A 26,466-nucleotide genomic window follows, 5' to 3' on the forward strand; every position below is an offset into this window, starting at 1 on the left:
GGCCTAGCCTCGACCTTCTGTGTCTATACCTATACTGCTTTTTTCTTCCGTTCGGAGATAGGTAAAGAGCACATTTTGAAAGGTTTGTGGAGAAAATGGTTTGATCAGATAATCGGTAAATCCGCTTGCCAGGGCATGGTCGCGCTCATCAGAAAAGGCTGAGGCCGTGAGGGCGATGATAGGTATCTGAACGCCGATATTACGTAGGGTGGCAGTAGCCTCAAATCCGTTCATAACCGGCATTTTTAAATCCATGAATATGAGATCGTATCCGTGAATTTTAAATTTTTCAATGGCTTCGGAACCATTGCTTGCCGTGTCATATTGAATTCCTATCCTTTTAAGCAGGTTGCCCGCTACAAATAAGTTAACCTCGCTATCGTCTACCACCAGGATATGAGCGTAAGAGCTGGATACTTTGGAGGGGTTAGACTTTACGGCTGCTGGTGGGGTCTCAGTTGTAGACGAAGAAATGGCAAAACGAATGTCAAAGGAAAAAGAAGAACCCATATTTTCTATACTTTTTAGCCGGATTTCACTGCCGAATAGGCGGAGAAGCTCTTTGGTGATTGCCAGTCCTAGCCCAGATCCTCTATTTGTTTTATTCGTGTCGTTATGAGCTTGAGTAAAGATATCAAAAATGGTGGCTTGGTCGGGCTCTGGGATGCCAATACCAGAATCATTAATCTCAAAATGCAAGAGAATATAGTCCGCCCCCCTATCTTTTTCTTCTACCAAAAGTTTTACGAATCCCGCTTCGGTAAACTTGATTGCATTGAAAACCAGATTGGTTAAAATCTGATTTAAGCGTACCGAGTCTCCCATCAGCACGGAAGGAAGATCAGGGGGGATGGCGTAAATAAGATTTAGTTTTTTTTCATCAATTTTGGGTTGTACGAATTTCTTTAATTCGTTTAAAAAATCGTAAAGCTTAAAAGGCTTTGGATTCAAAATCACATGATTAGAATTGATTTTGTTAAAATCAAGAATATCGTTTACCACGGCCATTAGATGGTCGGAGGAATATTGCAGAGTAGTAAGCATCTCTTGCTGAGCCTGATTTTTCATCCCCTGTTCTTCCAAAATATGAATAATACCTACGATTCCATTCAGTGGCGTACGTATCTCATGGCTCATCATGGAGAGGAAGTCCGACTTGGCTGCAGTAGCTTCCTGGGCTATGCTGATCTGGCGGTTAAGTTCATCGTTTTTGCGCTGTAAGGTCTGGAGATAGTATTGCCGGTTAGACTCATACTGGCGGCGAAAATGCACGATGAAAGGGAACATAATCTGGGCAATAAAAAAGAAAATTCCACCTTCGCGAATAAAGAGCCCATAGTCGCTATGGTCGTGAACCCAAATGCTGCCGTTGATCAGAATTATAGTAAGCACTGTATTAATGATCGCTTGAAATAATGTCCATTTAACGATCAGGATAGTAAATATTAAGGCAAAGAAAAGATACATGTTCAGTTCCGCAAAAGACTGCTCCGAAAACAGTGCCATTTTAATGGAATGAAAAAATATGACGAGCAGGCTGCTGGCCAGAGATAGTACCGTTGCACGGAGATGGCCTCGGAAATGAAAATATATCAGGACGCCAATCAGTGCGCTACACAGAAGTTGAAGTCCCAATATGGTGGTCAGATCGGGGATTTCTTCGAGCAGGTATAATATTGAAATCAGTGGATAACTGATCATATAGCCAAATGCTAGTAGTCGGTCTCCACGTCTGGTTTGATCTTCAATCTCCTGGGGCCAGGTCGATTTTGATCCTTCATTTTTAGGAGTAGCAGAAAAATTCAAAGTATTAATGGGCTACGATATAAGAGGCAGTATTACAAAACGGCTTGTGTATCTCGCAAAAATAGAATAAATATTAGGTATGATGTAGTATTTACTTTTATTAATTTATATTCTTTTTGCCTGATACTTAATATCCTATGCTGGTATCGTCCCCACGGGGGTCCGATCCACCTTCCAGCCAACCATCGTCCCCAACCAGAATGCAGTCCATTCTCCCGAGGGTGTTGGTAAGCTTTTCCAGTTGGTAACCTTTTTGTTGAAGCGAAGTAATGGTTTTGCCGGAAAAAGCGTTGGCTTCGAATAAAGTGAGATCGGGAAGCCATTGGTGGTGAAACTTGAGGGCATTCACAGATTGCTGCATGGACATGCCATGTTCTATGACATTGAGCACAGTCTGAAAAACGGAGGTGATGATGGTTGAGCCTCCAGGAGTCCCTACGACCATAAATAATTTTCCATTTTTTTCCAAGATGGTAGGAGTCATGGAAGAGAGCATTCTTTTGCCCGGTGCTATGGCATTGGCTTTATTACCGATAAGGCCAAACATATTCGGTACTCCAGGCTTTAGACTGAAATCATCCATTTCATTATTCATTAAGAAACCTCCGCCCTTTACAACTACCATACTTCCATATCCCCCGTTGAGTGTAGTAGTCACTGACACGGCATTTCTATCCTTGTCTACCACCGAAAAATGGGTAGTTTCCATGCTTTCATAACCAGGAATACTGCCTCCATCCACATCCTTGCTGTCGGTGGCCTTGCTAAAGGTGAAGTCTTTCCAACGTTGAGCGAGGTACTCCTTGTCAGTCAAAGTTTTAGTAGGTATATTAACGAAGTCCGGATCTCCCAAAAACTTAGCGCGGTCTGCATACACCCGCCTTTCTGCTTCGATCATTACCTGAATGGTGGAATCGGAATGCCAGCCCCATCTTTTAAGAGGATAGGGCTCCACGAGTTTCAGGAGTTGTACCAGGGCGATCCCGCCGCTGGAGGGAGGGGCCATGGAAATGACCTGATAATCTTTGTATGTATCTATCACGGGTTCTCTCCATGCTACCTGGTAGCCGCTTAGGTCTTTCTTGGTAATGATGCCCTTATCCATTCGGTTCATTTCCTTGACCAGCATTTTAGCTACTTTTCCCTTATAAAAACCTGCACTACCCTTTTTTTGAACCCGCTGAAGCACCTTGGCTAGATCTTTTTGTATCAGCAAATCTCCCTCTTTCCAAGCTTCTCCAGAAGCCTTTTGGAAATAGGATGTCCCTGGATTAAGCTCCAATATTTTCTTTTTAATAATATTCAGGCCATTTGCTTCTTTGGCCGTTTGCACCACGCCATTATTTGCCAGATCGATAGCGGGTTGCAGTACCTGTTTCCAGGGGAGCTTGCCATATTTTGCATGAGCTTCTGCCATTCCGGCCACTGAGCCCGGTACACCAGAAGCGAGGCGGCCTAGTATACTTAGCTTGGGTATCACCTGTCCATCCTTATCAAGGTACATATCGGCATGGGCTTTGGCTGGGGCTTTCTCCCGAAAATCAATGCTGATACTCTTACCCTCGCTGGTACGCAACACCAGGAATCCACCTCCCCCAATATTTCCTGCAGAAGGGTGAACAACCGCCAAGGCGAATTGCACGGCAACGGCTGCATCTATTGCATTGCCTCCCGCCCTTAATATCTCCATGCCTACCTCAGAGGCAGCAGGGTGTGCCGAGGCCACAAGCCCGTTTTTTGCTGCTACCCCTTTCCTGTCATTATAGAAGGGCTTCTGATTGGGGTCGTCGGTCAGAAACTGATAGACCCCCGTAGATTCCTTTACCGTTTGCTGTGCAGTGGAGTCGGTAACAACCAAAGCCGAAAATAGCCAAAATAGAGAGAGACGTAGGTTCATGTAGAGGGGGTTATTATTTTGGACTTAATTTAATAAATCTTTATCCAAGAATGTATAATGACTTGAGGATTTTAAAGAATTCCTTGGAAACTTAAAATTATATTGTTGTTTCTTCCATTTTAAACGGAATTCTTGCCATCTATCCCAAATTGTTTTTCATCGAACGGCAATCATTGTACCTTTTCAATTCTTTAACGGGACCAACATAACCAATCGCATCCGGAATGAAATTTTTACGCCAGATATATGAAAGTTTACGGTTTGCCTGGCAGGCCTTGAAGTCTAATATCACCCGAACCACCTTGTCTTTATTGGGTGTTACGGTGGGGATATTTGCCATTGTGGCCGTTTTTACTATAGTCGATTCTTTGGAGCGGAGCATACGTGATAGCCTTAGTTCCATAGGTGAAGGGGTTATTTATGTTCAAAAATGGCCCTGGGGTTTTGGTGGAGAATATCAATGGTGGAAATATTTTCAATGGCCCAATCCCTCTAATGCCGAATATGAATACCTATACGATAATCTTGACAAGGCTGCTGCAGTAGCGGTAATGGATTTTAAAGGAAATGTTACCGTTAAAAATGGTTCTAATAGCTATGAAGCGTTGATCCAAGGAGTTTCATACGAATTTGATCAGATATCGGAAGTGTCTCTGGACAAAGGGCGCTATTTTATCCCTCTGGAAACCAATAATGCCCGGAATGTGGCCATTATCGGTGCCGATATAGCCGATGCCTTGTTCCCGGGCCAGGAACCCGAAGGAAAGGTATTTAAGCTAGCGGGGCGCAAATTTACGGTCATAGGAGTCCAGGAAAGGGTGGGGGAAAGTCTGGTAGACTTTGGTGGTACCCCAGACAAAAAATGTCTGATCCCCTATACGGCCTTTGCAAAAATGTTTCAATCGGGACGCCCAGACCCCGATATTGTAGTGAAGGGATTTGCAGAAGACAAGGGGCTCGTAGAAGTTGAGGCGGAGGTGATTGGCCTGATGCGAACCAAAAGAGGGTTAAAACCAAGGGATGAAAATAACTTTTCCCTGAATCGACCCGAAGCGGCCGCTCAGGCGGTATCGGGAATATTTTCTGTGTTAACGCTTGCCGGGTGGGTCATTGGTAGTTTCTCTATTTTAGTAGGAGGTTTTGGGATAGCCAATATTATGTTTGTCTCGGTAAAGGAACGGACCAACCTGATCGGTATTCAGAAATCCCTGGGTGCCAAAAATTATTCTATCTTGACACAGTTTTTGTTTGAGGCCGTTATGTTAAGTCTTATTGGTGGATTGGTAGGAATATTTTTGGTTTACCTGCTCACTTTCTTGTCTTTAGGTTCGTTAAAGATCATTCTTACACCAGGAAATATTATATTGGGGCTAGGAGTATCGTCGGTGATTGGCGTGTTGTCGGGAATTATCCCTGCCCTGTTAGCCGCTAGAATGGATCCTGTTACTGCCATCAGAGCAAAATAATTCGCTTGCAAAAATGGCTAGTATTTCCGAAGTTCGCTTACATTCACTAAATAGACTTTTTGAACCATGAAAAAATGGACATACTTGTTGATATTCCTTGCAATCGTGTTTGGAGTATTGTATTATATCTCCTTCGGCTATTATAGTGAAGGAAAAAGAGGGGGGTTTGTTAATAAGCTAAGTAAGAAGGGGTATTTGTTCAAGACCTACGAAGGAGAGCTTCGCATCGGAGGTATGTATGAGGGCGATGGGACTATGAATGCCGCAGAATGGCAGTTTTCGGTTAGTCCCAAAAATGAAGAGGCCATTGCGAACCTTGAGGAGGCAATTAAGAATGGCACAAGGGTGTCCCTGACTTATGAAGAGAAGTTTTTTAAGCTTCCTTGGAATGGAGAGACCAAATATTTTGTGACCCAGGTAGACCTTCTGCTTAATACACGGAGCGGATTCCCTCCTTTGGAGCCTTCTGCACCGCAGGCTCCAGAAGCCCCTGAGCCTCTGCCAGCACCTACAGAGATCGATACCTCTATGGTATTATAAGGGCCTAGGCCCCAGATTTTAAATTGACCAAGACTTGGGAGACGGGTATCGGTGAAGACCGATGCCCGTCCTTGGTTTCAGCCTCCCGCCTTTTTGGCCTTATAACCCTTGCTCGAAAGCCAGGCTAGAATCTTGTCTCGGTGGTCTCCTTGAATCTGAATTTCATGGTCCTTTACAGTTCCTCCGGTTCCACAATGATTTTTGATAAGTTTGCCCAGGGCCGCCAGATCATCTTCAGTGCCTATAAAGCCCTTGATGGCCGTTATCACTTTCCCTCCCCCTTTTCTTTCCAACCATACTCGCAAATCCTGCTGGTTTGCCGGGAGTGTGCTTTCCTCCTGGGGGCTGTCATCGTTATATTCAAAATCGGGATTCGTGGAATAGATGATTCCGGATCTGTTTTTCTTAGACATATTCCTGTTTGTTGTGTCTTAAAGTTTAACAAATAATTGAAATACTCGCTGGCCTGATTTTAATGTCAATCCTGTTGGTATCCAGTTGAAGGGGTTCACCATCATAATGCACCAGAGCGGGACGATCGGTATCGATGCGGGTGTTTTGCACGCGTTGATAGGAGGTGTAGCGAGAGCTTTGTAAAGTCTTGGCAAATAATTTGTTGGCCAGCACTGCCCCATACCATTTGGGGAACGGTTGGATGGTACAAATATCCAATGTGCCGTCCTGAAGGTTAGCCTGAGGTGCAATCCAAGCATTATTTCCATATTGCCCCGCATTGGCAATGGTAATAGAAAAAGCCTCTAAGCTTTCTCCATTCAGCACAAATTGTTGCGGTTTGTAGTTCCAATAGGAATCGAAAGAGACTCTCATATAGGTTAATAGTCCTCTTTGCTTTTGAACGCTGAATAAGCTTCCCACATAAGCGTCAAAGCCTATTCCCGCCGTGCAAAAGAAGGGTATGTCATTGAGTAAGGCACTATCGATACGTAGTGGTTTCCCACTAAAAAGACGGTTCAAGGCGGCAGTAGTGGACAAGGGAATGCCCAGATGCCGCGCAAGTCCATTGCCCGAGCCCATTGGTATTATGCCCATGGGTACATCTCCCATGACCAATGTACTGCCAATTTCGTTCATAGTACCGTCGCCTCCAATGGCCACTATTGCCGACCATTTACGAAGGGGCAGATGCTGTTGGACCAGTTCTATTGCATGACCCTGGGCTTCAGTATAAACAATTTGGGCATGTACGCGCTTTTCCTGGGCTATTTGCTCGATTAATTTTGACAGCATCGTCGCATTCTTGCCTGTTGCCGTCCCTGAATTCGGATTTAAAACAAAAAGATATGAAGGTTGGTCCACAGGTCAGGCGAAAAATAAAAACAGGAGGAGAATAAATACAATGATAAACAAATAGTATATCCCGTCAATGAAGGGGTATTTCTGTCTGTCCAGTTTTTTGAAAAATTGATCGAACATGCTATCAGGGTTTTTGAAGCGGTAATTTTCGGTATATATTGGGTTCTCCGAACTTCTTAGCAGGAGAGCACTTATGCAAAAATCCGTAAAAAATATGAGAAACACCTTGTTATACCTTGTTCTGTTGAGTTCCATATCGATTTGCTCGGCTCAACAGGAAGTCGATCAACGACAGATAATCGGCATTTTAGACCGGCAGGTTATAGATTGGAATGCGGGTAAAATAGATGCGTTTATGCAAGCCTATTGGCCTTCCGATTCTTTAATGTTTGTAGGGAGATCGGGCATTACCTATGGCTATCAGGCAACTTATGAAAATTATCTAAGACGCTATCCCGACCGAGAAACCATGGGTACCTTGGCTTTTACCTATCAGGAGATTAATTTTCCAGCTCCTGACCTGGCGTTTATAGTAGGGAAGTTTCATTTGGCCCGACCTCAAAAGGGTGATGCCAGCGGCTACTTTACCCTTTTGTGGAGGAAAATTAAAGGCCAGTGGCTGATCGTATGCGACCATACCAGCTCCTGACGCGTATGATTAAGGGTCAGGAGCCGGCGATCTTACTGCCTTTCAAACGATAGCAGCACATTTTTTTTGGTATTGGTCTGGTCTAGAACCACGATCATCGACATTTTATCGCCTGCTTGCGTTAAGGCGAAAGATTGGGTATTAGAGTCGTTTTTGATTTCCAGTCTGCCGTTTTCTACCTTCCATTTTGTGGAGCTACCGACATTAAGCAGCCCAAACGTACTCAAGGCATTCGTGGCCTGGTCGCAGCCGGAAACAGATACAGTATTATCATCTTTATAAACATAAACAAGGTCTAGGTAGCAGGGCGCAATGGATGGAAGCAGGGCAAGTTCCTGGATTACTTCTCCGGAAGTTGCGGGAGCTACTGCGCTAAGTTTCCAGCTTCCGACTATTTCATTATTATCCTTGGCTGCAGGCTCCTCTTTGTCCTTGCAGGAGACTAGAATGAGACTGGCAAATAATAAAGAAAGGGAAAAAAGGATGCGAAAGGGTGTCGGTTTGATCATGGTGTGAATGAGTAAAATATTAGCGTGATATATAAGGGAACGAATTTGATGATCATAAATTTTAGCCGCGGGAATTTTCGCTGGACCTAGGTTACTTACTGCGTTTTTCTTTCGTTATGAAAGAAACTTAGGAGCAGTTCTGCGGCCTCTACCGGCCATAAAGTCCCCTCCATTACCCCCGACTCTATTGCTTCTATTCTGGTTTTTATCGAATTATTTTCATAAAACAGCTCTGAAAATTGTTGCTGGAGATAGGCATGCATCCAGGCTACCTGCTGCCGTTTCCTTTGAAGGCCCAGTTGTCCATTATCTGAAATAGTATTATAATAACCTTGCAGGTAATTCACTATTTCATCGAGCCCCTGATGAGTAAGTGCCGAACAGATTCGGACCTGGGGAGGGATGGCTGAGGGGGAAAGGTAGTGCAAAGCGCTTTGATATTCTTTGGCAGCTAGTTCGGCTGCCAGGACATTGGCTCCATCGGCTTTGTTGATAACCATTAAGTCTACCATCTCTATGATCCCGCGCTTAATTCCTTGTAATTCATCGCCCGCCCCGGGGAGCATGAGGAGCATAAAGAAGTCGGTCATTTGTTTTACCAACGTTTCCGATTGCCCCACTCCCACGGTTTCTACTATTATAAAATCGAAACCGGCCGCTTCGCAAAGTAATATCGTTTCTCTGGTACTTCGGGCTACCCCGCCCAGGGTCCCTGCGGTAGGAGACGGTCTGATAAAGACACGGGGGTCCTGAGCAAGGGCTTGCATGCGGGTTTTGTCACCCAATATGCTCCCTCTAGACTGGCTACTGGAAGGGTCGATAGCCAGAATGGCCAGTTTATAGCCCGCCTCGACGATTTTACTACCTATTGCCTCAATAAAACTGCTTTTCCCTACCCCAGGTACACCGGTTATGGCCACCCGGAATGAATGACCTGCATGCGGCATGCTGTGATTAATCAGGTCTTTGGCGAGTTTCCGGTCAGCGGCGAGCGTACTTTCTACCAGGGTTATACCCTGGCTCAGCAGGCTCCGGTCCCCGGCTAATATACCATTTGTGTACTGTTCTACGGTGAGTCGCGGGCGCATTGGCATGTTTTTAGGTACATTCTGGAAACCGAAAATTAGTAAACGTTAACAATCTTATGAAGTTTTTCGATCAAAAACAGGCTAAAATCAGTAAATTGCTCGTTTACTTTAACCAAATAAAAATATCTATTTACCCCATGAAAATTAAGAACCCTTGCCTTTATCTCCTTTTGATTGGAGGGATACTGGGCTTCTCACCTTCCATGGCCCAGGAGGCCAAAAAAGAAAAATATGATGCGCATGTGCTTTTTAATCCATTGCTCAACTATCAGCCAGGCAATGATTTTCGTACCGGAAGTGGTACACCAGGGCCAAAGTACTGGCAAAATCGCGCCGACTACAAAATTGATGTAACTCTTGACGACCAGGCAAATAGTATTTTTGGTACAGTCGAAATCACCTATAAAAATAATAGCCCTGAAGACCTGCCTTTCCTATGGCTTCAGCTCGATCAGAATGCCTTTAGTAACCATAGCCGTGGAGGCAAAACTACCCCTATCACTGGAGGACGATTTGGAAATACAGGATTCGAAGGAGGAATTGATATCCAATCGGTAGAAGTACAGCAAGGAAAAGACAAGCGCACGGCCAATTTCATTGTAAATGACACCCGTATGCAAATACGCCTCGACAAGCCTATGAAGGCCAATGGGGATGATATCAAAATTCGCATAGCCTACTCATTTAAAGTTCCCGAATATGGTTCAGATCGTATGGGTACTCTAGAAACGGAAAAAGGCACAATTTATGAAGTAGCGCAATGGTATCCTCGTATGTCGGTATATGACGATCTGCAGGGGTGGAATGTACTTCCATACCTGGGTGCTGGAGAGTTCTATCTAGACTATGGTGATTTTGAATATAGTGTTACGGTGCCTTGGGATCATATTGTAGTCGGTTCAGGGGAATTGACTAATGCCAGCCAAGTACTCACAGGGGAGCAGCGTAAGAGACTTGCCGAGGCAGCCAAAAGCGATGCCACCGTCATGATCCGTACAGCGGAAGAAGTCGGGCAGCCTGGGAGCCGACCCAAAAATGAAGGTACGCTAACCTGGAAGTTCAAATGTAACCAATCGCGTGACATCGCCTGGGCCAGTTCCAAAGCCTTTGTTTGGGATGCGGCGCGAATTAATCTTCCCAATGGTAAAACGGCTTTGGCCCAATCGGTGTATGGTGCCGAAGATGGGGGTGCCGATGGCTGGGGTAGATCTACCGAATATGTGAAGGGCTCTATAGAGTTTTATTCTAACTATATTCACGAATATACTTATCCTGTAGCGACTAATGTGGCGGGAATAGTAGGAGGAATGGAATACCCTGGAATTGTTTTCTGCAGTAGTAAAAGTCGTAAAGGGGATTTATGGGGTGTGACAGATCATGAATTTGGGCACAACTGGTTCCCGATGATCGTAGGAAGCAACGAACGTAAATATGCATGGATGGATGAAGGTTTTAATACTTTTATCAACTTTCTAGCCGGCGAAGCCTTTAATAATGGAGAATATAGCGACAATCGTCTGGACAATATGCATCGACTTGCGCCAATTATTTTTAGGCCCAATGCCGATCCAATTATGACTATTCCCGATGTCGTACAGGCGCCCAATCTGGGTTGGGAAGCTTATTATAAGCCTGCCTTGGGCCTTCGCATGCTGCGTGAGCAGGTGCTAGGTAAGGAGCGCTTCGACTTCGCATTTAAAACCTATGTTCATAAATGGGCATTTAAGCATCCTACTCCCTTCGACTTTTTCCGTACCATGGAAAATGCTGCAGGAGAAGATCTGGGTTGGTTCTGGAAGGGATGGTTTTTCGAAAACTATACCCTCGATCAAGCCGTTAAGGAGGTTACCTATATCGACCAGAATCCCGAGAATGGTGCTATTATAACGATAGAGAATTTAAACCAGTGGGCTATGCCGGCTAAGGTAGAAATAGAAGAAGTAAGTGGAGAGAAAATACGGATGGACTTTCCTGTAGAAGTCTGGCAGCGAGGCGGTACCTGGACCTTCAAAACGAGCACCACCCAGCCCATTAGGTCGGTCGTAATCGACCCTGACCATAACCTTCCAGATATGAATCCGATGAACAATACCTGGAAACCTATGAGTTTTAACGATCCAGAGTTAAACTAATAGATGATGTAAAAAAAACCTTGGAGTAACGCCCAAGGTTTTTTTTACATCATTCTTATACGGTTATAAGCATAGCTCCGTAGGAATATCCGCCTCCAAAAACGGTAATGACAAGATTTTCTCCCTTCTTGAAAGAAGCTCTGTTTTCGGATAAGGCAATGGCACAGCCTGCCGATCCGGTATTCCCTAAATACTGAATATTAGAAATTAACTTTTCTGCCGGAATTCCTAAGGTATTGATTACGTTCAGGCTAATACGGTGATTGGCTTGATGAGGAATGAGGTAATCCAGGTCTTCGATGCCCAGTCCACATGCTTCAAGCACCTGCTTGCTCACTTTTGGCATGAAAATACAGGCATTCTGGAAGACATCCCTGCCAAAAGGCATCACTACCCCACGCTCATTGGGGCGAAGAACTACCGCCTCCACTGCTTTTCCACTGGTGGCAGCACCTCCTGTTATGATCTTCTGAATGGTCATATCCTCATCGCTTATCCGCTCTTTGGAGATTAGCAGGGCGGAGGCACCGTCACCCCATAAATGTCCTGATACCGTATCAAGTTCATTATAATAAGCGGTATTATGGTCCGAAACCACTACGAGGGCCTTCGTGGCCTTGCCCATTGCAAAATATCCTTCCACAACCTCAAGTGCGTTCAAAAAGGAAGAACAGGCTGTAGAGAGGCTCAGAACAGGGATATTCGGAACCTGGATATGATGCTGTATAGCATGACCTAAAGTCACGATGGTGTCGTAAGGTGTGTAGGTAGCCCCCACAATCAGGTCTATCTCGCTGAGGTCATAGGGAATCGACTCCTTTAAAATGTCGACGGCCTGCTTAGCCATGGTGGCTGTGTTTTCGCCTTCTCCTGCCTTGCGGCGCTCAAAAATCCCTGTTCTTTCTGATATCCATTCACTGGATAGATTATTGAGTTTGGTAAAGTGCTCGTTGCCAATTACTTGGCTTGGGTAATAATGGCTTATTGTATTAATATACATGATTGGGAAGTTGACTTCGCAAACTATAGTTCTGAATTAGTTTCGAAAGTTAAATATTTCGTAGAAATCGTAGTATTTAATATTTGAAGAATTTAACTATATGCTGCTAAAGTTCTATAAATATACAATATTTTTGGGCTAGACCCGATTGGAATGTCTTTTTTCCAGTTTTTCATAAAGAAGGATTAATTTTTTCTTTTCCTGATACCAATTATAATGGGCTTGAGCTGCGTTACGTCCATTGCTACCCAGTAGCACCACGGTTTTGGGATTGTAACAGAGCCAAGTCAAATTTCGTGCCAAAAGCTCTGGGTCTTCCGGTGGGATACAGTAACCACAGTGATGTGACTCAACTACATCCCGGTACAATTTAAAATCGGAGGTGATCACAGGCAGTTGCCATGCCATGTATTCAAAAATTTTGGTGCTAAAAGACTCTGGATAATCCGCTACCGGCCGCAACAAAGCAATCCCTGCTGTAGCCCCAATGGCATGATGGGCAATTAGCCGTAAATCCTGGTAGCCATGCCATATAAAATGCTCTTTCACCAATTTATTACGCATGATGCGCTTCTTATTTTCGGCCGATAGTTGCAGCTTTCCAAACAAATGTACTTTGAATTCTGGAATTTCCATTTTCAAAATGGTAAAAGCTTCTATCATAACGTCCAGGCATCGTTCCCAAGAAATAACACCGCTGTAAATGAAGTGAGGGGGAAACAGGGGGCCTTTACTGGGATTGTCCAGTAGCTCCAGGCTCACATAATTATGTATTACGGCCCAGTCCTGATGTGCGGGCTGGTAATGCTCCAGATAGGCGTCTTCTGTAAAAATTACAGAGAAGTTGTTTCGAGCCCATCGATCGCATTTTCCCCATATATATCGAAAGATATAGGCCTTGTTGTATCGCTTGATGGAAAACTTTTTGGCAAGATCCTCCTGAACCTCATAGATGACCTGTGCTCCGGTAAGCCGGAAAAGTGCGGCAATGGGTATTAGTTCGGGCACAAAAATGTGTACAATACCCGGTCGAAGTGCTAGGCAACGCAGAAGCAGCCATGCATGGGTAATCAAAAGTCTTAATACAAGGAGCCTGAAGTAGGGTAGAGGTATATACTGTATGGGATCCTGATTGCTACTGAGCCTTGCATGCGGAAGGCAGCAAAATACCTGGTAGCGTAGTGCCAGGGCAGGGGCTATTTTCAACACAATACGGGGATCGGTTGCAGGATGTATAGTGCTCAACAACAGGACCCTGGTGGTCATATTTCATTAAGGATTAATGCCGTAGAACTTGTGCCAATTCGAGTGGCCCCTGCTTCGAGGAAGGCTTGGGCTTGAGCCTTGGTTTTAATCCCACCCGAGGCTTTAATCTGTATTTCTGGCGGAAGTAACTGCCTCATCATCGCTACTGTCTCCACCTGGACCCCTACGGAAGCAAAGCCTGTGGAGGTTTTTACAAAATCAGTTCGTATATCCCTGCATATTTCACAAGCAGTATGCAGCTCAAAAGTGTCCAGATATGCAGTTTCTATAATCACTTTGACCAGTGCGTCCCGTCCATGGGCTAATTCGATGATGGAGGATAATTCGTTTGCTACACTTATATATGCCATGGACTTAAACCGCGAAATATTCATGACCACATCCAGCTCCGTAGCTCCCTCCTCCAGGGCTCGCTGGGCTTCCAGTAATTTGACTTCGGGCAGATGGTATCCGTTGGGGAATCCTATGACAGTTGCTGTTTCTATAGGTACCGGGCAGTGCTCCATCATGTCGGTGACATAAGCCACATAGCTGGGTGCAACGCAAATGGCCTTTGTTTGGTAAATCCAAGCCTCCTCGCATAACTTCCGTATTTGGGTTTCGGAGGCAGTGGGAGTCAATAATGAATGGTCAATAAAAGGGGCCAGTGGATGCATAAGACAGAGGTAGATGAATGCAAAAACCCTGTCAGGACCGACAGGGCTTTATAGAAATTATTACTCTGGTAGTGCCTATTCTTTTTCGGTAGAAGCATCTTCAGCCTCTACTTCAGCAGCTTCGAAGAGCTCAGGTACGAATTTGGAAAGCAAGTTGAACCAGGTAATAATTTTCTTAATATCAGAAACATACACTTTGCTGCGGTCGAATTCTGGAAGGATTTCGTTCAGAAATTCAAGAAGTTCTTTGTCCGAAGCAGTCTTTACAGATAATTCCACTTGCTCTCCATGAACTTCTCTGATTTTCAAGAAAACGTCCGCCAAGGCCACCGACTCTTCTTCCCCATCCGTAAAAATCGAAACATCTTTTAGAACCGAAACTCTGGCAGTCGGACCAATCAAGGTTTTTTCTGGCTGCTCGGCCAGGCTTTCCACGATCACACCTGCGCGGCTCGGCTTTAGAATTCGGAAAAGGCCTCCTTTTCCGGATACATTGGCGATATCCTTCAGCAATTCCATCCCCTTGATTTCTGTTTGTTCACTCATCTCTTTCTAGGCAATTAGTTTTTAAAACTTGATTATATGCTTGATAACTTTCAATAGATGAATCTAGCCGGGGAGCAAAATGTGTCCTGGGCCCGATCGTAATTATATACATCCGATTGTGTTGTAAAATAAGTGAAAGATTCACCTTGAAACAACCGTCTGACTTAATCCATCCTCTGAAACGACTCATTATAGGAGTCTATTGTTTCTAAAATGGGTTCACCACCTTGATTTTTTTCCGCAGAGGTAACGAATAAAGGTGGGATTTCTTCCCAAATTTCTGCTAAGGTGGAGCGGTAGGCCTCTACCTGGGTTTCAATCTGGTATGGTTTCAATTTATCTCCTTTCGTAAAGATAATATGAAAGGGTATTCCTGCTTCGCCTAAACTTTGCATAAACTCCAAATCGGGAGCCAGAGCCTTGTGTCGGATATCTACCAAAACAAAGGTGCAAACCAGATTGCTTCGCATATGGAGATAATCGTGAATCATCTTTTCCCATTTTTCCCGCTCCACTTTACTTACTTTGGCATAGCCATAGCCTGGTAAGTCGACTAAGTACCAGGTATCATTTATCTTAAAGTGGTTGATCAATTGTGTCTTCCCTGGTTGTTGTGAGGTTTTGGCAAGATTTTTCTTATTGGTCAGCATATTGATCAAGGATGACTTTCCAACATTGGAACGCCCTATAAATGCATATTCAGGGATATTAGGTTCCGGACATTTCAGATAGTCCGAATTACTCATTACATATTTGGCTTCTAGTATTTTCATAATCACTTAGGGCTTCTAAGCACAGGAGGGGCTCCGCCAGGCAGATTAAGAGTTAATCTCTTAATATCTTGTTGTGCCCTGAAGTTCACCCATTGGCTGGTTTGATGTTTGATGCTGTAAAGTTAAGGCTTTCTGGTCTCATAACAGATTGCAAGAATTTATAATCTGACAGGAAGCGCGGCCCTGTGGCCCTACTTGTAGTGGGAGATCAAAAAAAGTATGTAAATTAGTATGTTAATAGCCGTCGTGGCGTTATTCATATGTTAAAACTATCAATAGAAAGAATGGATTTTATAAAAAGAAGTGTTTTATTCGTTATGCTTGCTTTAATAGGAACGGGCATAACCGTCAGAGCAGGGGATAATTCCGGGGAAAAAGAGCCTGAAGCACCCGCTAACGGTATTGTTTTTATAAACGGTTCCTGGGCGTCAATTCTCAAGAAGGCTAAAGCCGAGAATAAAATTATATTTTTTGATGCCTATACCACTTGGTGCGGCCCTTGCAAACTCCTTCAAAAGAACGTCTTTACCCGAGCAGATGTAGCAGAAGTTTTTAATAAGGATTTTATCAATGTGAAATTTGATATGGAAAGTGGGGAAGGATTGATGTTAGCCGAGAAGTACCCTCTGGAAGGATATCCTACCTTATTTTTCATAAATCCCGATGGAAAGGTAGTGAAAGAAGTCATTGGTTATCAGAAAGCAGAAACCTTAATTAAGGTAGCCCAGCAGGTTCAAAAGGAAAAGGTGCAGAGCCTTTAGACTTATACTAATCACTCCAATTTTATTAAGCAAAAGGCCGGATTATACAGTATTTCTATAATCCGGCCTCTCGCCTACTTCAGTATTTTATTCGTAATAGTTTGGAACGCGGTGTCCGCTATTTTCAAGTAGCCGATCTTTGCGGAAAAGAGCCACATCTGAAGTTACCATGTCGTTGACCAAAGCCTTCAGATCATATTTGGGTTTCCAGCCCAGCTTAGTCATGGATTTGGTAGGGTCTCCAATTAGCAATTCCACTTCGGTCGGACGGAAATAGCGAGGATCTACGGCCACTACTTCACTGCCTATTTCCACCTTAAACTCTGGATTGGAACAGCTGGTTACCTTAGCCACTTCGTGGACACCCTCCCCGGTAAATTCCAGCTCTATACCTACCTCAGCAAAGGCCATTCTAACGAATTCGCGAATGCGGGTAGTAACTCCTGTTGCTATCACAAAGTCTTCGGCTTTCTCTTGCTGAAGAATAAGCCACATTGCTTCCACAAAATCCTTGGCGTGGCCCCAATCCCTTTGTGCGTCCAAATTTCCCAGATATACCTTGTCCTGAAGACCCAGGGCGATACGCGCTACGGCACGGGTTATTTTTCGGGTTACAAAGGTCTCACCACGTAGTGGAGACTCATGATTGAACAAGATTCCGTTCACGGCAAACATATCGTAAGCTTCCCGGTAATTTACCGTGATCCAGTAGCCATACATCTTAGCTACGGCATAGGGCGAACGGGGGTAGAAAGGGGTGGTCTCCGACTGGGGAACCTGTTGAACCAATCCGTAAAGTTCGGAGGTAGAAGCCTGGTAAATCCGTGTTTTTTTGGTTAAACCTAACAGGCGGACTGCCTCCAGAATTCGTAGCGTACCAATGCCGTCGACATTAGCCGTATATTCCGGCTCTTCAAAACTTACCTGCACATGAGACATAGCGCCCAAGTTGTAAATTTCGTCGGGTTGCACCTCTTGAATGATCCTGATTATGTTAGTGGAGTCACTCAAATCACCATAATGAAGGTGGAGCTTGGGATTCTTCTCGTGCGGATCTTCATAGATATGATCGATACGCTGGGTGTTGAACAAAGAGCTACGGCGCTTGATGCCATGCACTTCATATCCCTTTTCCAAAAGCAATTCGGCTAAATATGCGCCGTCCTGACCCGTGATTCCTGTAATTAGAGCCTTCTTCATTTTCAGAATTAATGGTTAAAATATAGTGTAAGTTTTAATTTTCGTAGGGCGAGTTTAAAATCAGGCTCTTCTTGATATCCACTCGGTCAGAAAGTATCACAGCTGAGGGATATTGATCTTTTATCTGATCAAGAAAAGATTGGGCATCGCCCCGATACATAAAGTCTCCTGCTTTCACCCGGTAGGTGGGCTGAGAATAGGTTACATAAGGAACCAGATCGGGAAACATCCTGTAAATGTAAGACTTGGCGTCGTCGGCTTGCTGGCGAACATTCCCGACATAAAGCTGGATTCGAAATCCGTTAATATATTTTATAGATTTGTTCTGCTGGACCATGGCTTCCACTGCCTTGTCAAGCCGGGAATTAACAGCGTCCGGATTGTCTGCCAGTTCTTTTTGTTCGGTTTCATCGTCATTTTTACCAGGAAGAAATGTTCCTTTTATTTCGGGTTCCTGATAATCGTATCGTGGCCTGACAGAAGACAAATCTTCGGTATGGACATTAGAACTGCTACGTAAATAGGTTTTTTTTGCACATCCCGCTAGGGTTAAGCTTCCCAGCCATAGCATGGCATATATTACCTTTTTATTGATGAACATAGTGATGAATAAAAGCTCATTTGACTTGCAAACTTAACTAAAAATGCATGAATCACCATAAGGTGTACTTTTTGAATCAAATGGTTAACTTTGGCTCTTCATTTATCTAGTTAGTATCTCCATGCTCTCAGACGTTTCTTTACAGGCCTACAATACTTTTGGTATCGATGTTAAATCAGAATATTTTATGAAAATAGATTCCGAACAGGGCCTTCGGAATATTATACTAGACGACCGCTGGAAGGAGGTGAACATACTTTTGCTGGGGGGAGGCAGCAACGTGCTCTTCACGCAGAACTTTGCCGGACTAGTTCTCCTAAATCAGATAAGGGGCATTGCCATCACGAAAGATAACGATCGGGAGGTGCATTTAAGGGTGGGGGCTGGCGAAGGCTGGCACGCCTTCGTGCAATACTGTGTAGACCATAATTATGCCGGGGTCGAAAATCTTTCCTTGATTCCGGGAACGGTAGGCGCCGCACCCATGCAAAATATTGGTGCCTATGGGGTTGAGGTCAAAGATGTGATCGAAACGGTTGAAGCCATCAGCAGGTCCGATGGTCAACTCAGGATATTTTCTGCCGCCGAATGTCAGTTTGGCTACAGGGAGAGTATTTTTAAACAGCGGTTAAAAGGAAAATATTTTATCACTGCTGTCAACTTTAGGCTAAGTAAGCAACCCGATTTTAATATCTCTTACGGAGATATACAGAAAGTATTAGACGAAAAGCCCCATGAATCACTCAGTCTACGTGCAGTAAGTGAAGCCGTAATAAAAATCCGACAGAGTAAATTACCCGATCCAGCCAAAATTGGGAATGCGGGAAGCTTCTTCAAAAATCCAGAAATTACCTTGGATCATTTTCATAAACTTAAATTAAACTATCCTACCATGCCAGGCTATCCTACCGGGTTGGGTATGAAAGTCCCTGCTGGATGGCTTATCGAACAGGCAGGATGGAAGGGGTATCGTGAGGGCTCCATTGGCGTACACGACCGCCAGGCACTGGTGCTGGTCAATTATGGAGGAGGGGCCGGAGAGGATATTAAATCCTTGGCTTTTCGCATCCAAAAATCGGTTCAGGACCGTTATCAAATCCTTCTCTCTCCGGAAGTAAACTTTATATAAGGCGTATTTCTTAGGGGTTCAATAAAAGGACGGGGTGTACGGATATACCTTCATCCGTAAAGATCCGTAGTAGGTAACGCCCATTTGGGTGATTCCTTAAGTCTAACTCGACCCGGTGTTGCCCCGGGTATTGGTGCTCTTCCAACAAAGACCCTTGCGGGGAAAGGTATTGAATACGGTGTATTGGTACAAGCTCCGAGCGAATATGGGCTATGCCATCTACAGGATTGGGGTATACCACAATTTCAATATCCCTGGTCGGGATACCGGTGACTAGTTTGTCTACCGATTTTTTGACATGGGATGCGTAGGTTATCGTGCTTTCTACCCTTTCGCGGATGGCTCTGATGCCATAAATAGCTGAAATCCCCTGAAGTGCCTCAGCATCTACATAGCTTGTTTGATCTGCAGCCAGCTGTATAGCCCGGTGGATGGTATCACCTGCCATGGTGTAGTATATATCCAGTTGATAGCCTTTTACATCCGGTGCGGCACTCCAGTTTATGGTTACTTCTTCACCGGGTTCGGATATGGCCAGTTTTAAAGTTCCCAGATCCTCGTAGGGGTGAATGGTCGTATGGTGAAAAGCAAAGGCTCGAAAGCCCTCTTTATTGCGCAGAAAGGGACCTAAATATACCCAAGGAGCCGTGCTCAATCCTGCGTGGTGATATTTTGATGGCAGGTATTTCACAAGGCTGTCCTGACCCGCCTCTTTTAACTTTAATATAATTCGATTGCTTTCGGCTCTTCCCGCTTGGGTTTTCCTCCAGGTTTTATTTAAATAGAAAAAATCTTTGACTGCATAAATGGACTGGGGCTCTTGGCTGCTTTCTATATTGGTTACCAAAGTATCGCCGGGGTAGACCATCTGTTGGTAGTCTTCAAAAACTAAGGTTACTTCGTCTTTTGACGGGGTAGAATAATAGGCTTTTTGCAGACTTGGGGAGGTTACTTTCTTCGTTTTTCCATAATGAAAATGCCCGGCCATGGCAGCGAGTTCCTCTCCTATTTTCAGGTACCCCTCTAGGCCGTAATGAAAGCCATTCCAACCGGGAGCTCCCAAGGGGGCATAGGGCTGGATGGTAGGGTATTTCCTGTTTAGGGTCCGTTGGGCCTCACGTAACTCGCCAATGCGGTCATCATAGGCTCCTCCTCCAAATAATGGTAATTGGAATACATATATTTTTTCAACCATGGAGTAATCTTCGAGCATCTGTTTGGCCAGCCGATCGAAGGAAGGGGCCCAGGACAAAGGATTTTCGGAGGAAGCCTCGGATTCGCCTTGCCAATAAAAAATGCCCCTAAGGTGCGGAAGTAGTCCCGTTTCCCGGGCGTAGTTGAGCAGGCCACCGTATGCTGTAGAGGGGTCGGAATGATTTTGTTCGTTCCTGACAGTCAGCTGTTCAATGGAGGCGCCGGCAAGGGCGGCGTTGATGACGCAGGTCGGAATCTGATATTGGTCAGCAATATGCTTTTGAAATTCGATGCCAAATATGCCTACCCTGGGTCCCAGATCGTTTGATAGTCCCCAGGCCCTGCCTACATTGGCGGCAAAACCCATGGTGCGGGCGTAGGGGTGGCGGTAGGTATAGTCCACCTCCCAAGCTACTGCATTGGACTGTCCGTAAATAATATAGAAATCCCCGGCTACGAGTCTATCCCGCCTGGCGATCAGGCTGGAGTCATTATTGGATTTTTTGCCATATATGGCCACACTGTATTCTGCAAGCTCCGCTTTGATTTTAGTTTTGATCTCGAAACTCGCTTCATTTCCTGTGGTATAATTCAAGGGCTGACTACTATAGCCTATGCGACTGTTTTGCCGCAGAGTAATGACGGAAACAGCCTTGTATTCAGGGTCGGTATTGCGTCCGGCGATAGTGACCAGGGCCTCATTATTGGCCTCACGGGCAAATAATTGCATATTCTCAGGCAAAGCACTAAAATGGAATGACCCTATGTTTTGGCTGAAAGCAAGTTGATGAAAAGATAACAGCAAGGACAGCAGTCCTAGATGGATTTTGGAGGAACGGTGTGCAGGCATGGAGGGTTTATAGCCAGTTTTTAGAAAAACTATACCTGGGAAAAACCATCAAGACAATCTTCCGCAGCGTAAATCCTACAAAAGTAAAGAATGTCAAGGAACAAGCTTAGAATTTGTTCCAAAAAATATGAGTTGGGAACCGAACAAAATTCAGAATAGATAAAATTTTGTTGAGAAGTTGATCAAAGTGGGGAGTATGTGTTTAAGCGGTTTTAGGATAGAATTATTTACAGGCGATGAGGCCTGCAAACAATTCGTCCTTAAAACGACAGTAACTCTTATTCAAAGCATAGAGAAGCAGCGCCCAGTAAGCCAGCATCGTTGGCCAGGGTCGCTCTTTTAATCGAAATGGTTTTGAGATAGTAGGGAGTTAGCCAGTACTCGAAGCGCTCGGTAATGGCAGGAAGAATGTACTCAAAAGAAGCAGAAATACCGCCGCCAATCAGAATGGTGGTAATATCCAGGATTCGGATCATAGCGACTAGTCCTTCGGCAAGCATATAACCCATTTCGGAGAATATTTGCTTGGCAAGTTCGTCTCCATTGGCAGCTGCTGCTACCAATCCAGTGGTAGAGATCGTGCCATCGGCAGGAAGTTGGGTATTGCCAGTATATTTACTTCGCATGTCGTTAGCCATGTCGAGAAGCTCTTTTTTGCCTATATTTCGCTCCAATACTCTACCATAGCGAGAGGGTACATGACCAGGTTCCATGGCATTTCCACCACCTCCTTTAAATACCTTTTTGTCTATAATGGCAGCCCCACCTATGCCAGTGCCTAGGGTTACAAATATATAGTCTTCAGGTAGTTTATCCTCACCAAAATAATATTCTCCTAAGGCCGCTGCGTTGGCATCGTTTTCTAAGAAAAAATCATGGTTTGGAAAACGTTTTTTCAAGTCAGGAACAATGGTCATTCCATCTATTTCGGGAATAGCAGTTATTTCGATGAGCGTGGTACGATCTCTAGTTATTAGCCCGGGTACTCCAATTCCTACCCGGCTTACTTCCGGGTGCTCCACAAGCTGTAAGGAAATGGCGTCGCCAAGGCGCTCTATGAAATGCCCTGAGGTACGCCAGCTTGCGGTATCGTGGCTGTAAAAATTCGAGATTCTTCCATTTGTAGCGTCAACGATACCCATTTTCACGTTCGTACCGCCCACGTCTATACCAAGATATTGTTCCATGAAATATTAGATACGGGTTTAATAAATAATTTTAAAAATACGGCAATTTAATCAAATTGCTAAAATTTATTACAATCAATCCAGATCACCCAACTGTGGTCGAATGAGTATTTCTTCTATTAATGCATTGTTGGACAGTTGATTAGCCGACCAAATTGTCTCAGCAATATCTTTGGAAGAAATGAATCTTTCTTCAGGAAGGTCCGTCCCTTCCCAACTATTGGTATAGGTTGCACCGGGCAAAATGGCTGTGACTTTGATGTTATATGGCTTCATTTCCTCCCTTAATACCTTGGTCATTCCCAGCAAAGCAAACTTACTGATGCAGTATGAACCGCCATTGGGATAAGCCATGATACTGGCAGTGGAACAGATATTGAAAATATGTCCTTGCTTAGACTGCATCATATCGCCTATAAGTCCTCTGGTGAGACGGTATGCACTGTATACATTGGTCTCAATTGTTTTTTCCAGAATCCCTTCTTCTTCATTATGTATCTGTCCAGGTACAAATATACCTGTGTTGTTGATTAAAACATCGACATGGCGCTCCTGCTTTTTGATGAAATGGATGAACTGCTGGGTATCCTCAGGTAGAGACAGGTCGGCAACGATAAAATTGAGGGTTTGGTGAGGATACTTTACTAACATTTCCTTTTGTAAGCCCAACAGGTCATTTTGGCTTCTGGCACAGGTAATTACATCATACCCCCCTGACAAAAATCGTTCAATGGTCGCTTTTCCTATGCCTTTGGTTCCCCCGCTGAGGACTAGTAATGGATTCATTTTTCTATTTGCTTTATTTTTTGCCTAATTTTCCCGAAAATATCGAAATGAATTAAGAAACTATGTCTGTAATTGGTAAATACTTTATATTTCTAGGGAGTTTATTCTCCAAGGGTGAGAAAATTACAGTGTATTGGAGGCGCTTTATGGAGGAATGCGTGGGCCTTGGGGTCAACTCAATTTTTATTGTCGCCATTGTCTCTACATTTATTGGTGCCGTGTCCTGTATTCAAACGGCCTACAACCTGGTAAGTCCTATTATTCCTATCTCCACTGTGGCTCTTATTGTTCGCGATATGGAGATCTTGGAATTGGCGCCTACTATTACCTGTATTGTTCTCTCGGGGAAAGTGGGGTCTAATATAGCTAGCGAGTTGGGAACCATGCGTATTTCTGAACAGATCGATGCCTTGGAGGTCATGGGGATTAATTCTTCATCCTATTTGGTACTGCCTAAGGTGCTTGCGGCTATGTTCACTTTTCCCATGCTGGTGATCATGTCTGCTTTTCTGGGTATTCTAGGCGGATATATGGCCGGCACCCTGACGGGAGTAATAACAGAGCGGGATTATATGTATGGAATTCGTGACTCCTTTGTACCTTATAATATATTTTTCATGCTAGTTAAGCCATTTGTATTTGGCTTTCTGATTGCCACCATTTCTTCTTTTCAGGGATTTTATATTAAAGGGGGGGCTTTAGAAGTGGGCAAGGCCAGCACGCAAGCCGTCACGAATAGCTGTATTGCCATTCTGATCGCCGACTTTATCTTAGCACAAATGCTTTTGTAGGCAATATAAATCCAAAAAGTAATGATCCAGATTCAAGATATTAAGAAGGCATTTGGCGAAAAGGCGGTTTTAAAAGGTGTCAGTAGTACTTTTCAAAAGGGGCAGACGAATCTGATTATCGGAGGAAGCGGCACCGGGAAAAGTGTTTTGATGAAGACTATGATCGGACTGATCAAGCCAGATTCGGGCAGGGTGCTATACGATGGGCGTGAGTTCTATGAGAGTGGGGCGGAGGTGCAACAGGCCATTCGCCGTGAAATGGGTGTCCTATTTCAGGGAGGAGCCTTGTTCGATTCTCAGACGGTGGAGCAAAATGTACGCTTTCCTTTAGATATGCTTACAAACCAGCCCATGGATGAGAAACAAGACCGGGTAGCCGCTTGTCTGAAAAGAGTAGGCCTGGAGGGGACGGGTAATCGTATGCCATCCGAAATTAGTGGAGGAATGAAGAAAAGGGTGGGAATTGCCCGGGCCATTGTAATGAATCCCATGTACCTGTTTTGTGATGAACCCAATTCTGGCTTAGACCCGCTTACAGCAGTCAAAATAGATGCGCTGATCCAGGAAATAACGGAAGAATATGATATTACCACGGTCATTATCACCCATGATATGAATTCGGTGATGGAAATTGGCCAGAACATTGTTTTCCTATACCAGGGCGATAAGCTTTGGGAAGGTGGAAACGAAGATATCGTTCGGTCAACAGTTCCTGAACTGCGCGAATTCCTTTTTGCTAACAAGTTACTCAGAGAAATGGAGCCGTGACCTGGGAGGCTAAAGTCGGAGCCGGGCGGGTAGGGCCTTCATCTCTTTCCAGTAGGTGAGGGCTATCAGAAGCAAGAATACGAGCATATGGATTCCTACCGAAACCCCCAGATGGGCTATGTCGAAATGGTTGGATATGGCGATCAGCACTGCTCCCATTATAATATAGCCCAGGGCCGATTTTAAATCGTAAGGAACGGGGTAATATTTTTGTCCGAAATAATAGCAGAGTGCAGCCATGGATAACCCTGAGGTGGCAAATGCGATGGCAAATCCCAGATAGCCAATAGTAGGGACCAGAAAAACACTCACCAAAATGGTAACGGTGGCGCCGGTGAGGGTGAAGTAGGTTCCAAACTGTGTTTTGTCCGTGAGTTTAAACCATGCAGCTAGGTTATAATAGATTCCTAAAAATAGAAAGCCAGCCAGTAGCCAGGGCACAATGGGGAGCGCTTCATGGTACATTTTCTGCTTCAGAAATAACTCCGCCAGAAGATCTAAGTTAATAGAAATTCCTACCCACATGAGCACACAAATGATGATGAAGAATTTCATGATTCTTGCAAACACGGGGGGGGCGTTTTTATCTTCACCCTTCGAGAAGAAAAATGGCTCCGCAGCATATTTAAAAGCCTGAATGGCCAGATTCATAAATATGGACAGTTTGTAACATTGCCCATATATACCGATAGCCTCTTTAGTAGTACGGCCTGGATAAAAGTTGGGCGGAAGCAGAAATTGCATCACGGCCCGGTCGAAGAGCATATTGAGCACTGCGGCAGCGTTCATTATCATGATGGGATAGGCATATACCCATACTGGTTTGAAAATTTTTCGGTTCAATACCATTCTGAAATCGGCAAATTCCTTTCTGAGCATCCAGAAGAATAAAAGGTTGGCGATCAGGTTAGCCATAATGATATAGTCGGGAGCATGGCTTGGATCGTAAAAGATAGCGATCAGGGGCTGAAGAAAAGCTAAATATTTCCCTTGATGTATATCCCTGCAAATGATCAGGAAGAATAAATTCAAGCTGATATTGATTAAAATATTGCTCACCCTTATGATGACGAATTTCTTCCCTTTTCCTTCCAGCCTAAGTCGGGCAAAAGGGATTGAAACGATGGCATCTGTGGCCATGATCAGGGCAAACCAGCGGACCAAATGCGCGTTTTCCGGATATTGAATATAAGAAGCTACCTGGTTGGCATTCAGAATCAAGATACCGGAGCCCAGACTACTGACTAGAATTACTGCCGTTAGAATAAGATTATAATATTGCTGCCGATCTTCTTCTTTTCTGGCGAAGCGAAAAAATGCGGTTTCCATTCCGAAGGTGTAAAGCACCAAGGAGAGTCCTGCATAGGCATACAGCTGTACCTGTACGGCAAGCTCGTCAGCCATGAAAAGTTTGGTGTGAAGCGCTACCAGTAAATAGTTCAAAAAACGCCCCAGCATGGTGCTAATTCCATAAACGGCGGTATCACTGGCTAGTTTCTTAAGTACACTCATTCGGCTTAAATTCGTATTGGGGCTTTTCTGAAATTGATCTGGCAG

The 26,466-nt window shown here is 44.4% G+C and carries 25 protein-coding genes; 8 read left to right on the forward strand and 17 right to left on the reverse strand.

Annotation, left to right across the window (positions count from 1 at the left end; all coding sequences use genetic code 11):
* Positions 1-3: 3 nt before the first annotated feature.
* On the reverse strand, positions 4-1,806 hold the full coding sequence (locus X939_RS22140; protein WP_025762584.1) for a response regulator: 1,803 nt from the start codon (positions 1,804-1,806) through the stop codon (positions 4-6).
* A gap of 127 nt (positions 1,807-1,933) precedes the next feature.
* Positions 1,934-3,703, reverse strand: coding sequence for a gamma-glutamyltransferase (gene ggt / locus X939_RS0107185; protein ID WP_025762585.1), 1,770 nt, complete (start codon positions 3,701-3,703; stop codon positions 1,934-1,936).
* Between the two features lie 224 nt (positions 3,704-3,927).
* Here ggt and X939_RS0107190 point away from each other — a divergent pair, with 224 nt between their 5' ends.
* Positions 3,928-5,169: an ABC transporter permease gene (locus X939_RS0107190; protein WP_025762586.1), complete on the forward strand. Its 1,242-nt coding sequence runs from the start codon at positions 3,928-3,930 to the stop codon at positions 5,167-5,169.
* A 66-nt stretch (positions 5,170-5,235) separates the two neighbouring features.
* Positions 5,236-5,709 (forward strand): DUF8785 domain-containing protein, encoded by a 474-nt coding sequence (locus X939_RS0107195; RefSeq protein ID WP_025762587.1) that lies wholly within the window; start codon positions 5,236-5,238, stop codon positions 5,707-5,709.
* A gap of 77 nt (positions 5,710-5,786) precedes the next feature.
* On the opposite strand, the gene X939_RS0107200 is transcribed toward X939_RS0107195, so the two are convergent.
* Together X939_RS0107200 and X939_RS0107205 are read right to left on the reverse strand one after the other, a co-directional pair.
* Complete coding sequence (locus X939_RS0107200) at positions 5,787-6,122, reverse strand: translation initiation factor (protein WP_025762588.1); 336 nt, start codon at positions 6,120-6,122, stop codon at positions 5,787-5,789.
* A gap of 25 nt (positions 6,123-6,147) precedes the next feature.
* Entirely contained in the window at positions 6,148-7,026 is an 879-nt protein-coding gene (locus X939_RS0107205; RefSeq protein WP_044198792.1) for a diacylglycerol/lipid kinase family protein, read from the reverse strand.
* A gap of 211 nt (positions 7,027-7,237) precedes the next feature.
* Here X939_RS0107205 and X939_RS0107215 point away from each other — a divergent pair, with 211 nt between their 5' ends.
* Positions 7,238-7,672 carry a YybH family protein gene (locus X939_RS0107215; protein WP_025762590.1) on the forward strand — a complete coding sequence of 145 codons (435 nt, stop codon included), beginning with the start codon at positions 7,238-7,240 and terminating at the stop codon, positions 7,670-7,672.
* Between the two features lie 32 nt (positions 7,673-7,704).
* Here the strand turns inward: X939_RS0107215 and X939_RS0107220 are convergent, their stop codons facing one another.
* Together X939_RS0107220 and meaB are read right to left on the reverse strand one after the other, a co-directional pair.
* Positions 7,705-8,181 (reverse strand): lipocalin family protein, encoded by a 477-nt coding sequence (locus X939_RS0107220; protein WP_025762591.1) that lies wholly within the window; start codon positions 8,179-8,181, stop codon positions 7,705-7,707.
* 95 nt (positions 8,182-8,276) lie between these two features.
* Complete coding sequence (gene meaB, locus X939_RS0107225) at positions 8,277-9,269, reverse strand: methylmalonyl Co-A mutase-associated GTPase MeaB (RefSeq protein ID WP_025762592.1); 993 nt, start codon at positions 9,267-9,269, stop codon at positions 8,277-8,279.
* A gap of 137 nt (positions 9,270-9,406) precedes the next feature.
* Between meaB and X939_RS0107230 the strand changes: the two genes are divergently transcribed.
* On the forward strand, positions 9,407-11,401 hold the full coding sequence (locus X939_RS0107230) for a M1 family metallopeptidase (protein WP_025762593.1): 1,995 nt from the start codon (positions 9,407-9,409) through the stop codon (positions 11,399-11,401).
* Positions 11,402-11,456: 55 nt separating this feature from the next.
* Here the strand turns inward: X939_RS0107230 and X939_RS0107235 are convergent, their stop codons facing one another.
* The 5 genes from X939_RS0107235 to yihA all read right to left on the reverse strand — a co-directional run bounded on the left by X939_RS0107235 (position 11,457) and on the right by yihA (position 15,642).
* A complete protein-coding gene (locus X939_RS0107235; protein ID WP_025762594.1) occupies positions 11,457-12,401 on the reverse strand; it encodes a 3-oxoacyl-ACP synthase III family protein in 945 nt (314 codons plus the stop codon).
* A gap of 138 nt (positions 12,402-12,539) precedes the next feature.
* Positions 12,540-13,667, reverse strand: a complete 1,128-nt coding sequence (locus X939_RS0107240) for a glycosyltransferase (RefSeq protein WP_025762595.1) — start codon at positions 13,665-13,667, stop codon at positions 12,540-12,542.
* Positions 13,664-14,323 carry a deoxyribose-phosphate aldolase gene (deoC, locus tag X939_RS0107245; RefSeq protein ID WP_025762596.1) on the reverse strand — a complete coding sequence of 220 codons (660 nt, stop codon included), beginning with the start codon at positions 14,321-14,323 and terminating at the stop codon, positions 13,664-13,666. Before deoC ends, X939_RS0107240 begins: the two co-directional genes overlap by 4 nt.
* 75 nt (positions 14,324-14,398) lie before the next feature.
* Complete coding sequence (locus X939_RS0107250) at positions 14,399-14,869, reverse strand: DUF5606 family protein (protein WP_052353424.1); 471 nt, start codon at positions 14,867-14,869, stop codon at positions 14,399-14,401.
* Positions 14,870-15,033: 164 nt separating this feature from the next.
* On the reverse strand, positions 15,034-15,642 hold the full coding sequence (yihA, locus tag X939_RS0107255; RefSeq protein ID WP_025762598.1) for a ribosome biogenesis GTP-binding protein YihA/YsxC: 609 nt from the start codon (positions 15,640-15,642) through the stop codon (positions 15,034-15,036).
* A gap of 317 nt (positions 15,643-15,959) precedes the next feature.
* Between yihA and X939_RS0107260 the strand changes: the two genes are divergently transcribed.
* Entirely contained in the window at positions 15,960-16,403 is a 444-nt protein-coding gene (locus X939_RS0107260) for a thioredoxin family protein (RefSeq protein WP_044198795.1), read from the forward strand.
* Positions 16,404-16,490: 87 nt separating this feature from the next.
* Here X939_RS0107260 and gmd read toward each other — a convergent pair whose 3' ends face one another.
* Complete coding sequence (gene gmd, locus X939_RS0107265; protein WP_025762600.1) at positions 16,491-17,603, reverse strand: GDP-mannose 4,6-dehydratase; 1,113 nt, start codon at positions 17,601-17,603, stop codon at positions 16,491-16,493.
* Positions 17,604-17,637: 34 nt separating this feature from the next.
* On the reverse strand, positions 17,638-18,204 hold the full coding sequence (locus X939_RS22925; RefSeq protein ID WP_025762601.1) for an SPOR domain-containing protein: 567 nt from the start codon (positions 18,202-18,204) through the stop codon (positions 17,638-17,640).
* Between the two features lie 121 nt (positions 18,205-18,325).
* Between X939_RS22925 and murB the strand changes: the two genes are divergently transcribed.
* Positions 18,326-19,333 (forward strand): UDP-N-acetylmuramate dehydrogenase, encoded by a 1,008-nt coding sequence (murB, locus tag X939_RS0107275; RefSeq protein ID WP_044198796.1) that lies wholly within the window; start codon positions 18,326-18,328, stop codon positions 19,331-19,333.
* Between the two features lie 10 nt (positions 19,334-19,343).
* On the opposite strand, the gene X939_RS0107280 is transcribed toward murB, so the two are convergent.
* The 3 genes from X939_RS0107280 to X939_RS0107290 form a co-directional block, all read right to left on the reverse strand.
* Positions 19,344-21,377: a sialate O-acetylesterase gene (locus X939_RS0107280; RefSeq protein ID WP_025762603.1), complete on the reverse strand. Its 2,034-nt coding sequence runs from the start codon at positions 21,375-21,377 to the stop codon at positions 19,344-19,346.
* A gap of 278 nt (positions 21,378-21,655) precedes the next feature.
* Positions 21,656-22,564 (reverse strand): ROK family protein, encoded by a 909-nt coding sequence (locus X939_RS0107285; protein ID WP_025762604.1) that lies wholly within the window; start codon positions 22,562-22,564, stop codon positions 21,656-21,658.
* Between the two features lie 75 nt (positions 22,565-22,639).
* A complete protein-coding gene (locus tag X939_RS0107290) occupies positions 22,640-23,350 on the reverse strand; it encodes an SDR family oxidoreductase (protein WP_025762605.1) in 711 nt (236 codons plus the stop codon).
* Positions 23,351-23,412: 62 nt separating this feature from the next.
* Here X939_RS0107290 and X939_RS0107295 point away from each other — a divergent pair, with 62 nt between their 5' ends.
* Positions 23,413-24,141 (forward strand): MlaE family ABC transporter permease, encoded by a 729-nt coding sequence (locus X939_RS0107295; protein WP_025762606.1) that lies wholly within the window; start codon positions 23,413-23,415, stop codon positions 24,139-24,141.
* 21 nt (positions 24,142-24,162) lie between these two features.
* Positions 24,163-24,909, forward strand: coding sequence for an ABC transporter ATP-binding protein (locus X939_RS0107300; RefSeq protein WP_025762607.1), 747 nt, complete (start codon positions 24,163-24,165; stop codon positions 24,907-24,909).
* A 9-nt stretch (positions 24,910-24,918) separates the two neighbouring features.
* Here the strand turns inward: X939_RS0107300 and X939_RS0107305 are convergent, their stop codons facing one another.
* Positions 24,919-26,421, reverse strand: a complete 1,503-nt coding sequence (locus tag X939_RS0107305; protein WP_025762608.1) for a lipopolysaccharide biosynthesis protein — start codon at positions 26,419-26,421, stop codon at positions 24,919-24,921.
* Positions 26,422-26,466: the final 45 nt, after the last annotated feature.

The sequence above is a fragment of the Dyadobacter tibetensis Y620-1 genome (assembly GCF_000566685.1).
Classification (GTDB): domain Bacteria; phylum Bacteroidota; class Bacteroidia; order Cytophagales; family Spirosomataceae; genus Dyadobacter; species Dyadobacter tibetensis.